This window comes from Rhodanobacter sp. PCA2 (assembly GCF_013620825.1).
Classification (GTDB): domain Bacteria; phylum Pseudomonadota; class Gammaproteobacteria; order Xanthomonadales; family Rhodanobacteraceae; genus Rhodanobacter_A.
Genome location: NZ_NJIC01000028.1, coordinates 21593 through 29709 on the forward strand (window position 1 = coordinate 21593; position 8117 = coordinate 29709).

General features: G+C 68.8%; 8 protein-coding genes. 2 read left to right on the plus strand and 6 right to left on the minus strand.

What is annotated here, in order from left to right; all coding sequences use genetic code 11:
* The first annotated feature begins 31 nt into the window (after nucleotides 1-31).
* The gene (locus PCA_RS10175) at nucleotides 32-787 is read left to right on the plus strand and encodes an FkbM family methyltransferase (protein ID WP_181302495.1); all 756 of its coding nucleotides are present in this window, start codon (nucleotides 32-34) and stop codon (nucleotides 785-787) included.
* Between the two features lie 311 nt (nucleotides 788-1098).
* Here the strand turns inward: PCA_RS10175 and PCA_RS10180 are convergent, their stop codons facing one another.
* Complete coding sequence (locus PCA_RS10180; protein WP_181302496.1) at nucleotides 1099-1896, minus strand: helix-turn-helix transcriptional regulator; 798 nt, start codon at nucleotides 1894-1896, stop codon at nucleotides 1099-1101.
* A gap of 150 nt (nucleotides 1897-2046) precedes the next feature.
* On the opposite strand from PCA_RS10180, the gene PCA_RS10185 reads away from it, so the two are divergent.
* The gene (locus PCA_RS10185) at nucleotides 2047-3279 is read left to right on the plus strand and encodes an MFS transporter (protein ID WP_181302497.1); all 1233 of its coding nucleotides are present in this window, start codon (nucleotides 2047-2049) and stop codon (nucleotides 3277-3279) included.
* A gap of 645 nt (nucleotides 3280-3924) precedes the next feature.
* Here the strand turns inward: PCA_RS10185 and murB are convergent.
* The 5 genes from murB to PCA_RS10210 form a co-directional block, all read right to left on the minus strand.
* Nucleotides 3925-4953 (minus strand): UDP-N-acetylmuramate dehydrogenase, encoded by a 1029-nt coding sequence (gene murB, locus PCA_RS10190; protein WP_181302506.1) that lies wholly within the window; start codon nucleotides 4951-4953, stop codon nucleotides 3925-3927.
* Nucleotides 4954-4963: 10 nt separating this feature from the next.
* Nucleotides 4964-6001 (minus strand): quinone-dependent dihydroorotate dehydrogenase, encoded by a 1038-nt coding sequence (locus PCA_RS10195; protein WP_181302498.1) that lies wholly within the window; start codon nucleotides 5999-6001, stop codon nucleotides 4964-4966.
* Nucleotides 6002-6146: 145 nt separating this feature from the next.
* Complete coding sequence (locus tag PCA_RS10200) at nucleotides 6147-6935, minus strand: class I SAM-dependent methyltransferase (RefSeq protein ID WP_181302499.1); 789 nt, start codon at nucleotides 6933-6935, stop codon at nucleotides 6147-6149.
* A gap of 4 nt (nucleotides 6936-6939) precedes the next feature.
* Entirely contained in the window at nucleotides 6940-7710 is a 771-nt protein-coding gene (locus PCA_RS10205) for an SDR family oxidoreductase (protein WP_181302500.1), read from the minus strand.
* 2 nt (nucleotides 7711-7712) lie between these two features.
* Complete coding sequence (locus tag PCA_RS10210) at nucleotides 7713-8006, minus strand: DUF4190 domain-containing protein (RefSeq protein ID WP_181302501.1); 294 nt, start codon at nucleotides 8004-8006, stop codon at nucleotides 7713-7715.
* Nucleotides 8007-8117 lie beyond the last annotated feature (111 nt).

Here is an 8117-nt window from a genome sequence, read left to right on the forward strand (position 1 = left end):
TCTTTTTCCTTCCCCAATCACGGATTTCACCATGAACACCAACCATCAACCTGTCGACAACTCCCGGCGCCTCTGGAACACCCGTTACGGCGTCATGGCGGCAATGAATCAAGACAACCCGATCGTCCAGTCGCTTCGCCAATATGGCGAATGGATCGAACAGGAACTGGATATCCTCGGCAGCTTCCTGCAGGAGGGCCAGGTCGTCGTGGAATTCGGCGGCGAATACGCGGCCCACGCGCTATGGCTGGCCAAGGCGGTCGGCGACCAGGGGCGCGTCATCGTCGCCGAGCCGCGCCGCATCGAGTTCCAGCAACTGTGCGCCAACCTGGCGCTGAACGGGTTGGGCAACGTCCACGCGGAAGCCATGTGGCTGGGCCGCCAGTCGGGCTTCACTTCGCTCGGCGAGCTCTTTCCCGAAAGCAGCGCCTCGCAGACCGAGCGCGTACGCACCTCCACGCTGGACGAGCAGGCATTGGACGAACTGCACTTGCTGAAGATCAACCTTCCCGGCGCCGCCGCCGCCCTGCTGGCCGGCGCGCACGAGACCGTGCGGCGTTGCAGGCCGATCATCTACCTGCGCCTTGCCTCGATCGGGCAGGCCGTGACGGATATCTCCGCGCTGAAGGAACTGGGCTATCGCTGCTGGTCGCATTTGCCCTTCATGTTCAACAAGGACAACTTCGCCGGATCGACGGACAACAACTTCCCGGGCTGCGTGCACCAGAACATCATTGCCGCACCCATCGAGGGGCGCCAGGATTTTGACCGCCTGCAGGAGATCTGATCCGCAGGTTCACTGGTTGCCCGTCTTGGCCCCGCATCGTCGGGGCTTTTTTTTGGCTCTTCGCCCAACCGGGGGAGAGGCGCACGGCCGACCTGTCGAACTTGTCGTTCTCCAGGGAAGGCCTGATCAATCGACTGCCTTGGGGATGGTCTGATTTTGCACGTCGTCCCAGCGCCTCCTGCTTGACCGGCCCGCCGGCCGTTGAAAGCCGCAGGAATGACGAGCATGCGGTCGATGAATCAGACCATCCCCAGGCAACAAACCGAGCCAGCCGTGGCCCCCTTTTCCTCGGGCTGGCGACTTCGCGGTGCTCAGGTTTCGCGGCCGTGCCGCTTCTGGAGCATCAGGTAACGACTGGGCGGCGCGCCCAGCGCACGCCGGAACGCGGCGCTGAATGCGCTGGCGCTGGCGTAGCCCAGATCGACCGCGACGGTGGTGACGGCCTCGCCCCCGCCGAGCCGGGTGAGCGCGGCCAGCAGGCAGGCCTGCTGGCGCCAGGCGGCGAAGCTCATGCCGGTTTCCCGCCGGAACAGCCGGGTGAAGTGGCGCCGGCTCATGCCGGCGCGCTGTGCCATGGTGTCGATGTCGATCTCCAGCGCGGGGGCGGCGAGTACCGAGCGGCACAGCTTGCGCAGCCGGGGCTCCGCGGGCAGCGGGGTGTTCAGCGGCAGTGCGGGCATGGCCCGGATCTCGTCCAGCAGCAAGGCCATCACCCGGCCGTCGCGGCCGTCCAGCGCGTATTCCAGCGGCAGGTCCACCGCCTCCAGCAGCAGCGCGTGCAGCAGCACCGACACTTCGATCACCTGGCAGTACGCGGGCAGGCCGGCGGCATCGGCGGCTTCGGGCCGCACATAGGCGCTGCGCGTGGAAACCTCGCCGCTCATGTGCACCTCGTGCGGGACGCCCGGCGGTATCCACAGCGCGCGCCGCGGCGGCACCACCCAGCTGCCGCGGTCGGTCACCACGCTGACCACGCCCGCGGACGCGTACAGCAGCTGGCCGCGCCGGTGCGCGTGCGCGGGCAGCACGTAACCGGCGGCGTAGTCGTTGCCGGTGGCCACGACGTCGCGCGGGGCGTTCTCGTAGGCATCGACGCGGGTATGGCGCATGGAGGGTACCTGGCGGCGGTGTCCGCATGGCCCGAATTCGACTGGATCTGACCCAGAGACGTATGCGGGCCGCGTGCCTGCGCATTATCGTAGCGGCTGTGGCGGATGCAACGCGCGCCGCCCGCACTTGCCGAGATTTCCGAACGTCCCATGCAGACCCGCGCCGACGCCGTTCCGCTGAATCCTGCCGCCCCGCCGCTGGCGGCCGAGGAGCGCACCCAGTTCACCGTGCTGGGCGCGATCAGCTTCTCGCACCTGCTCAACGACATGATCCAGTCGTTGATCCTGGCGATCTACCCGCTGCTGAAGAGCGGCTTCCACCTGAGCTTCGCCCAGGTCGGCCTGATCACGCTGACCTACCAGGTCACCGCTTCGCTGCTGCAGCCGCTGGTGGGCATGGCGACCGATCGCCGTCCGCTGCCGTATTCGCTGGCCGCGGGCATGGGCTTCACCCTGGCCGGCCTGCTGCTGCTGGCGACCGCGCCGAATTTCCCCATCCTGTTGGCGGCGGCGGCGCTGGTCGGCACCGGCTCGTCGATCTTCCATCCCGAATCCTCGCGGGTGGCGCGCATGGCTTCCGGCGGCCGCCCCGGGCTGGCGCAATCGGTGTTCGTGGTGGGCGGCAACTTCGGCGCCTCGCTGGGGCCGCTGCTGGCGGCGTGGATCATCGTGCCGCACGGGCGCGAGAGCGTGGCCTGGTTCGCGCTGGCGCCGCTGCTGGCGATCGTGGTGCTGGTGCAGGTGGGCCACTGGTACGCGCGCCACCACGCCACCCGCGGCAAGTCGCGCACGCGCCGCGCACCGCAGCGCGAGCTGTCGCCGGGCATGGTGAAGGCGTCGCTGCTGATCCTCGTGGTGCTGATCTTCTCCAAGTATTTCTACATCGCCAGCATCAGCAGCTACTACACGTTCTACCTGATGCACAGGTTCGACGTGTCGGTGCAGAGCGCGCAGGTGCACCTGTTCGTGTTCCTCGCCGCGGTGGCCGCGGGCGTGCTGATCGGCGGCCCGCTGGGCGACAAGGTGGGGCGCAAGTGGGTGATCCTTGGTTCGATCCTCGGCGTGGCGCCGTTTACCCTGCTGCTGCCGCATGCGAACCTGCTGTGGACCGGCGTGCTCAGCGTGGTGATCGGCCTGATCCTGGCCTCGGCGTTCACCACCATCATCGTCTACGCGCAGGAACTGGTGCCCGGCCGCATCGGCATGATCTCCGGCGTGTTCTACGGCCTCGCCTTCGGCATGGGCGGACTCGGCGCCGCGGTGCTGGGCAAGCTGGCCGACCTCGACGGCATCGCCTACGTCTACCAGTTGTGCGCCTACCTGCCGCTGATCGGCATATGCGCGCTGCTGCTGCCGGATATCGAGAAGCCGGCGAAGCGCTGAGGAGCCTCCCGTCGCTCCGGCATAGCCTGGAATCCAGCGACTCCGCCTCCCGTCATTCCGGCGAAAGCCGGAATCCAGCGGCCTCGAGGCTCAGGTGGAACATCACAGTCACTGGGTCCCGGCTTGCGCCGGGACGACGGGCAAAAGCGGGAGCGCCCTCGATACGGTTGAAGGTGGCGGGGAGTATTTGCCGTCATTCCGGCGAAAGCCGGAATCCAGCGAGCTTGAGGCTCGGGTGGGCGTCGCCGCCACTGGGTCCCGGCTTTCGCCGGGACGACGGGCAAAAGCGGGAGCGCTCTCGATATGGCTGAAGATGGCGGGGAGTATTTGCCGTCATTCCGGCGAAAGCCGGAATCCAGCGAGCTTGAGGCTCGGGTGGGCGTCGCCGCCACTGGGTCCCGGCTTTCGCCGGGACGACGGGCAAAAGCGGGAGCGCTCTCGATATGGCTGAAGATGGCGGGGAGTATTTGCCGTCATTCCGGCGAAAGCCGGAATCCAGCGAGCTTGAGGCTCGGGTGGGCGTCGCCGCCACTGGGTCCCGGCTTTCGTCGGGACGACGGGCAAAAGCAGGGGCGCCCCGATACGGTCGAGGGTGGCGGGATGACGGGCAAAAGCAGCGGGTTCCGCTGCTGTCCCCGACCGCGCTCAGCGCGCGCCGACCACCACCGGCTCCGGTTCCAGCCGTACGCCGAACCGTGCCGCCACGGTGGCGATCACCTGTTGCGCGAACGCCCACAGTTCCGCGCCGCTGGCCTGGCCGTGGTTCACCAGCACGAGGGCGTGGCGGTTGGAGATGCCGGCGTCGCCTTCGCGCTGGCCCTTGAGGCCGGCGGCCTCGATCAGCCATGCGGCGGAGAGCTTGCTGCGGCCGTCGGCCTGCGGCCACACGGGCAATTCCGGGTGCTGCTGCCTGAGCGCCGCGGCCTGCGCAGCATCGACCACGGGATTCTTGAAGAAGCTGCCCGCGTTGCCGATCACCGCGGGGTCGGGCAGCTTGCGCGTGCGCAGGCGCACCACGGCTTCGGCAACGTGGTACGGCGCGGGCTTGTCCACGCCCATGCGCGCGACTTCCTCGCGGATGCCGGCGTAGTCCAGGCGCAGTTCGCGCGAGCGGGGCAGGGCGAAGCGCACGGCGGTGACGATGTAGCGGCCGGGTTCGTGCTTGAACAGCGAGTCGCGATAGCCGAACGCGCAGGCGGCGCGGTCCAGCCGGGCCACGCGGCGCTCGCGGGTGTCCCAGGCTTCCACGCTCTCGATGAACTCGGCGGCCTCGGTGCCGTAGGCGCCGATGTTCTGGATCGGCGCGGCGCCCACCGTGCCGGGTATCAGGATCAGGTTTTCCAGGCCGGCGTAGCCCTGGCCCAGCGACCAGCGCACGAAGTCGTCCCAGCGTTCGCCCGCGGCCACGGCGATGCGCGCGACGTCGCCGTCCTGCTCCACCTGCACGCCGCGGGTTTCCATCGCCAGCACGGTGCCGTCGAAGTCGCTGGCCAGCAGCAGGTTGCTGCCTTCGCCCAGCACCAGCAGCGGTGCGTTGCGCACGGCGGGGAAGTCCAGCAGCTCGGGCAGTTTCGCGGCGTCGCGCAGTTCGGCGAGCAGGTGCGCGCGTGCATTCACGCGCAGTGTGTTGCGCGCGGCGAGCGGGGCGTTCTCGGTGAGCGCGTAACCGCCCATGTCGGTTTTTTCAGGCGGCATTGCGCGATTCTCGTTGACGGCGGATCTCGTCCACGCATTCGGCGATCAGGCGCGGGCCACGGTAGATCAGGCCGGAGTAGAGCTGCACCAGGCAGGCTCCGGCATCCAGCTTTTCCGCCGCGTCGCTGCCTTCGAGGATGCCGCCCACGCCCACGATGGGCACGCGTTCCCCAAGGCGGCGGCGCATGCCGCGCAGCACCTCGGTGGAGTGTGCGAACAGCGGCCGGCCGGACAGGCCGCCGGTTTCCTGGCCGTTCGGGTCGTTCGCCACCAGGGCGCGGTCGACGGTGGTGTTGGTGCAGATCACGCCGTCGATGCCGCTGGCCAGCAAGGCTTCCGCGACGCCGTCCTGCTCCTGCTCGGACAGATCGGGCGCGATCTTCAGCAGCATGGGCTTGCGCGCACCGCCCTGCGAGCCGAGCTGTTCCTGCCGCTCGCGCAACGTGTCGATGAAACGGCGCAGCGTGGTTTCTTCCTGCAGATCGCGCAGGCCCTGCGTGTTCGGCGAGGAGATGTTCACCGTGATGTAGGTGGCGCGGTCGTACACACGCTCCAGGCACAGCAGATAGTCGTCCGCCGCGCGCTCGTTCGGCGTGTCCTTGTTCTTGCCGATATTGATGCCGAGCACGCCGCGATAGCCGGACTTGTCCACGTTGCGCAGCAGCGCATCGACGCCTGCGTTGTTGAAGCCCATGCGGTTGATGATCGCCTCGTGCTGCGGCAACCGGAACAGCCGCGGCTTCGGATTGCCCGCCTGCGGCCGCGGCGTCACCGTGCCGACCTCGACGAAACCGAAGCCCAGCGCGCCCAGCGCATCGAGGTGATCGGCGTTCTTGTCCAGTCCGGCGGCCAGGCCCACCGGGTTGGGGAAGCGGATGCCGAAGGCGTCCACCGGCAGCTCGGCGGCGGGCTTGGCGACGAAGCGCAGAAGCTCGCTGCGCTGGGCCACGTCCAGGCCGTAGAGGGTGAGGCCGTGCGCGGTCTCGGCGTCCAGCGCGAACAGCAGTGGGCGGAGCAGGTCGTACATCAGCTATCCCGGTGAAGAAAGAGTGCGAGCAGCGAGCCATGTTGCTCGTCGTCCCGGCGCAGGCCGGGATCCAGTGACGGGCATGCCAGCCCGGGCCACAAGGTCACTGGATTCCGGCCTGCGCCGGAATGACGGGTGGAGCGGGTCATTCGGGTGTTTCCGGTGTCTCCGGGAGTTCACCCACGATGATGCGGGTGTCGTAGTCGAAGCTTACCCGCCCATCCTGCTGGCAACGGTCGAACAGTTCGCGCAGCGCGGCAAGCATGGGTTCATGCTGCGGATGATCTTCCTTGGGCGCGTAGGAGGACGACATCAGGCGGCCGCGCAGCGCGTCGAAATCCAGCATCTGCCTGTGTTCGAAGCGGGCGGTGCCGCGCCAGCCGGCACCGAACCAGGCGCGCATGGTGTCGTCGTCGGCATAGCGCTCGGCGACGCTGGTGTAGTCGGTGCCGTGGCGTTGCAGCAGTGCTTCGTAGCCTTCCAGGAAGGACGTTCCTTCGAGCCGGCGCGAGTTCCAGAAGATTGCCGCGAGGCGGCCGGGACGCAGGATGCGCGCGAACTCGCGCCGCGTGCTCGCCGGGTCGAACCAGTGGAAGGCCTGCGCCACCGTCACCAGGTCGGTGCTGGCATCGGGCAGGCCGGTGGCATCGGCGCGGCCGTCCACGGCGCGGAAACGCGGATTGCCGCCCAGCCACGCGACGGCGGCTTCGCGCATCGCGGCGTTCGGTTCCACCGCGGTCACGGCGTGGCCGGCGTCGAGGAACAGCTTGCAGGAAATGCCGGTACCGGCGCCCACGTCGGCGACCTGCCAGTCCGGCGTCACGCCGTGCTCGCGGTGCAGCCAGTCCAGCATGGCCGGCGGGTAGTCGGGGCGGTAGCGCACGTAGTCGGCGACGCGGTCGCTGAAGCGCTCGGTGCTGTGCAGTGTGTTCATGGCTTCATCCGTTCAGCAGCTGGCCGCCGTCCACCGCCAGCGTCTGGCCGGTGATCCAGCCGGCGTATGGCGAGGCGAGGAACAGCGCGGCGTGGGCGATTTCCTTCGGCCGGCCGTAGCGGCCGAACGGGATCTTCGCCAGCGTGGCGGCGTAGCGTTCGGGATCGTCCTGCCGCACGCGATCCCACAGGCCGCCGGCGAATTCGACCGAGCCGGGCGCGATCGCGTTGACGCGGATGCGCTGCCCGGCCAGTTGCAGCGCCTGCGAGGTGGTGTAGTGGCTGAGCGCGGCCTTCATCGCGGCATAGGCCGGCCCGCTCCTGCGCGGGCGCAGCGCGGCGATGGAGCTGGTGTGCAGGATGCAGGCGTGCGGCGAGGCCTGCAGGTGCGGCAGCGCGCAGCGCGAGGCGCGGATCGCCGCCATCAGGTCGATGTTGAAATCGGCGAGCCAGGCGTCGTCGTCCTCGCCGAAGCCGTAGCCGCTGGCGTTGTTCACCAGCACGTCGATGCCGCCCAGCGCGGCGGCGGCTTCATCGATGTAGTTGGCGATGGCCTTGGCGTCGCCAAGATCGCAGGCGGCGGCGTGCACCGGATTTCCGTATTCGGCCAGTGCGTCGCGCGCGGCGGCCAGCGCTTCCGCGCCGCGTGCGCAGATCGACACCGCCGCGCCGGCTTGCGCGAACGCCAGCGCGATCGCGCGGCCGATGCCCTTGCTGCCGCCGGCGACGAGGACGCGCCAGCCGCGGAAGTCGAAGGCCGCCCGTGCGTCCGTCACCGTCAGCGCCAGAAGTGCAGACCGAAGCCCAGGAAAATGAAGGCGATCGCCGCCACGATCAGCAGCGTGCCCAGGATCAGCTGCGCATAGCCCAGCGCGAGGCCGGCGACCGCCATGCCGTCGCCCTCCATGCTGCCAGGCGGCGCACGGCGGATCTCGCCGCGGGCCAGGTGGCCGCAGACCACGGCCACGATCGCCCCCAGCATCGGGAAGATGCACCACGCGGCGATGCCGCAAACCAGGCTGACCACGGCCAGCGCGTTGGTGCTGCGTGTTGCGGGAGGCTGATAGCTCATGGCGTCGATCCTTGGGCGCGTCCAGCAGGGGAGATTTCTCCCTCCCCTGCTGGACGCGCCCAAGGATCGACGCCATGAGCTATCAGCCTCCCGCAACACGCAGCACCAACG

What these genes read in the sequence shown, in the direction of transcription:
- PCA_RS10200 (WP_181302499.1), bottom strand. Translation starts at nt 6,935, where the DNA reads ATGAACACACTGCACAGCACCGAGCGCTTCAGCGACCGCGTCGCCGAC.
- PCA_RS10185 (WP_181302497.1), top strand. Translation starts at nt 2,047, where the DNA reads ATGCAGACCCGCGCCGACGCCGTTCCGCTGAATCCTGCCGCCCCGCCG.
- PCA_RS10210 (WP_181302501.1), bottom strand. Translation starts at nt 8,006, where the DNA reads ATGAGCTATCAGCCTCCCGCAACACGCAGCACCAACGCGCTGGCCGTG.
- murB (WP_181302506.1), bottom strand. Translation starts at nt 4,953, where the DNA reads ATGGGCGGTTACGCGCTCACCGAGAACGCCCCGCTCGCCGCGCGCAAC.
- PCA_RS10195 (WP_181302498.1), bottom strand. Translation starts at nt 6,001, where the DNA reads ATGTACGACCTGCTCCGCCCACTGCTGTTCGCGCTGGACGCCGAGACC.
- PCA_RS10180 (WP_181302496.1), bottom strand. Translation starts at nt 1,896, where the DNA reads ATGCGCCATACCCGCGTCGATGCCTACGAGAACGCCCCGCGCGACGTC.
- PCA_RS10175 (WP_181302495.1), top strand. Translation starts at nt 32, where the DNA reads ATGAACACCAACCATCAACCTGTCGACAACTCCCGGCGCCTCTGGAAC.